Source organism: Streptomyces sp. UH6 (genome assembly GCF_013421635.1).
GTDB classification, from domain to species: domain Bacteria; phylum Actinomycetota; class Actinomycetes; order Streptomycetales; family Streptomycetaceae; genus Streptomyces; species Streptomyces abyssomicinicus.
Genome location: NZ_JACADT010000751.1, coordinates 1 through 2,814, shown reverse-complemented (window position 1 = coordinate 2,814; position 2,814 = coordinate 1). Strand labels below are relative to the sequence as shown.

Sequence of the window (2,814 nt, the reverse complement as noted above, 5' to 3'; positions counted from 1 at the left end):
GGCGGACGGGTGCGCTCGGCCCGGGACGTCTGCCCGGGCAGCGGTCTGCCCCTGGGGGGAGGGGACTCGTGCACGGTGGGTTCCTTCCTCGTCGCCGCGGTGTCCTGCGGGCACGGGCCGGGAGTCCCGGCCGCGGGCGTGCCGCCGCCCGTGGAGCACCGGGGCAGGGGGATGTGGTGGACGGAACCGTCGGGTGCGGCTCGGCGGTCGCTCGCCGTACGCGACGGACGGGTACGCCCGGCGAGGGGCGACACGGAGCCCCGCCGGGTTCCGTGTCGCCCCTCGCCTGAGCTGGGAGCGCTCCCACTGTCGACGCGGGATCGAGTCGGCGTCAAGGTGTGCGCGGCGTCGAAGAAATTCGACTCCGCGCACGCGCCCCGTCCGCCAGCGGCCGGGAAACGTCGAAGCGCTTCGACGACCTCGCAGGAGGGGGCCGTGCAGGACCTGTTGCCCCGCCTTCCGTCCGTCTCCGGGATCCCTTGCCGGGCCTGCGTCGAAGCGCTTCACACGACGCCTGGAACGCACGCACCCGGCTGCGCGGCACGGCCGCGCGGCCGGGTGCGGCGACACCGGCACGGAGCGCTCAGGCGCGCGGGCCGGCTCCGTGCAGCAGGGTGTCGATGATGCGGGCGGCGAGCGCGTCCGGGTCGGCCGCCGCGGCGTTGTCCTGCAGGGACTCCCGCAGGAGCGCGTAGTAGACCCGGCGCACCCAGTCCAGGTCGGCCGCCTCGTCGATGAGCTTGTCGGCCCGGGCCCGCTCGAGCACGGCGATGCAGCGCCGGGCGATGTCCTGGTGGAGGACGGCGGCCTCGCTGTCCGGGTCGGCCGGCAGCTCCAGGGCGAACGCCCAGGCGCTCTTGACCTCCAGCACGTTGGCCGTTATTCGGTGCATCGCCACCAGCGGCGGCGCGGTGTCCGGCCTGCCGTCCTCCACCGCCTGGGCGAGCTGGCGGGCCGCCGACGCGGCGAGCGTCTCGACCAGCGCCTGCCGGTTGGCGAACCGCCGGTGGATCGTCGTACGGGCCACCCCCGCGGCCGCGGCGATCTGCTCCATGGAGGCGCCGGGATCCTCCGCGAGCACCCGCTCGGCCGCCTCCAGGATCGCGCGCACACTGCGCTCCGCGTCCGCCCTCAACGTTCGTGTCGCCGTCTGCCCCATCGCACCTCCCGCTGGACCACTTGTCCCTCGATACGGTACATCGCCGATGCGATCCAAGCCATATCTGCGTCACCTCTGTTGCAGATCACCGATTTATTGATACCGTCTACTCTCAGTTACCGCCGACCGAAGGAGGAACTCGTGCACCGCACCGCCCTCACCACCGAAGCGTCGTCAGGCCCGGCCGTGCGGTTCTCCGCTCAGGCGGCCACCACCGCGACCTCGCCGGAGCGTGCCGCGTGAAATTCTCCGCAGCCCCCGTCGGCGCCGCCTCGGCCATGCTGCTGGTCGGTACCTCGACCGCGGTCTCCGCCACCATCGCCGACTACCCGGTCTTCGCCGGGCAGGCCTTACGTTATGGACTCGCCGCGGTGATCCTGCTCGCCGTGGTGCGTCAGCAGCGCCTGCCCCGCGTGCGGCTGACGCCGCGGGACGTGCTCCTGCTGCTCGCGCTGGCCGCCACCGGCCTGGCCGGGTTCAACGTGTTCCTCGTGGAGGCGACCCGGCACGCCGGACCCGCCATGATCGCCGCTGTGGTCGGAGCCGTTCCTCTGGTGCTCGCCCTGGTCGGGCCGCTGATGGAACGCCGGCGCCCCGCCCCCCGCACCGTCGGGGCCGCGGTCGTGGTCGCGCTGGGCACGGCCGTCGCCGCCGGTCTCGGCTCGGGCAGCATGACGGGCTTCCTGCTGGCCCTGGGCGCACTCGCCGGCGAGGTCGCCTTCTCCCTGCTGGCCGTCCCGCTGCTGCCCAAGCTCGGCCCGCTGAGGGTCGCTGCCTATCCCGCCGCGCTGTCCGTACCGATGCTGCTGGTCGCGAGCCTCGTCATGGAGGGCACGGCCTCCCTGCGGCTGCCCACCTCCGGCGAAGCGGCCGCCTTCGGCTACCTCGGCGCGATCGTCACCGCGGCCGCCTTCTTCCTCTGGTACGACGCGCTGCGCCGCCTCGGCGCGGACCGCGCGGGCCTCTTCGCCGGACTGGTACCGGTGGGCGCGCTCCTCACCACCGTCGTGCTCGGCATCGGCCACGCGGGTCCGGCCGACGTCACCGGAGCCCTGCTCGTCGCGGCCGGCGTCGCCGTCGGCATGCGGACGCCCCGCCCCGCCGGGGACCCGCGGGGCGACCGGCCGGGGATACGCGAACTCGTCTGACCGGCGGCCCCTCCCCGCGGGAGCCCCGTCTCAGGTGGGGAAGGGTCCGCCCAAGTGGCTCATCATGGCCGCCGGCTCCGTTGCCTCGCGATGGGTGACTCGTTGGCCCGGGCGGCACCGTGGTGACCGTGGGTACCGGACCCCGCCCGCGCGCCCGTGAGAGACGAGGAGTGACCGCCGGATGACGTTCGTGCAGATCATCGACTTCGAGACGGAACGCATCGACGAGGTGCGCGAGATGATGCGCGCGTACGAGGAGCAGGCCCGTTCACAGGGCCGGGCCAACGCTCCCACCGCCCGCATGCTGCTGAAGGACCGGGCCGACGCGAACCGGTATCTCGCCGTGGTGGAGTTCGACTCCCACGAGAGCGCCATGGCCAACAGCGACGCCCCGGAGACCGACGAGCTGGCACGGCGGCTCTCGCAGCTCATGACGCGACCGCCGGTCTACACCGACTGCGACGTCCTGGAGCAGCACCGGACGGGGTGAGCCCCCCACCCCGGCCA

The 2,814-nt window shown here is 73.7% G+C and carries 3 protein-coding genes; 2 read left to right on the top strand and 1 reads right to left on the bottom strand.

Annotated elements, in window-relative coordinates; translation table 11 throughout:
• Positions 1–583: 583 nt before the first annotated feature.
• Complete coding sequence (locus HW445_RS25280; RefSeq protein ID WP_180223225.1) at positions 584–1,159, bottom strand: TetR/AcrR family transcriptional regulator; 576 nt, start codon at positions 1,157–1,159, stop codon at positions 584–586.
• A gap of 239 nt (positions 1,160–1,398) precedes the next feature.
• Here HW445_RS25280 and HW445_RS25275 point away from each other — a divergent pair, with 239 nt between their 5' ends.
• Both HW445_RS25275 and HW445_RS25270 read left to right on the top strand, forming a co-directional pair.
• Positions 1,399–2,307, top strand: a complete 909-nt coding sequence (locus HW445_RS25275) for a DMT family transporter (protein ID WP_218957377.1) — start codon at positions 1,399–1,401, stop codon at positions 2,305–2,307.
• Positions 2,308–2,488: 181 nt separating this feature from the next.
• Complete coding sequence (locus tag HW445_RS25270) at positions 2,489–2,797, top strand: hypothetical protein (protein ID WP_180223224.1); 309 nt, start codon at positions 2,489–2,491, stop codon at positions 2,795–2,797.
• Positions 2,798–2,814 lie beyond the last annotated feature (17 nt).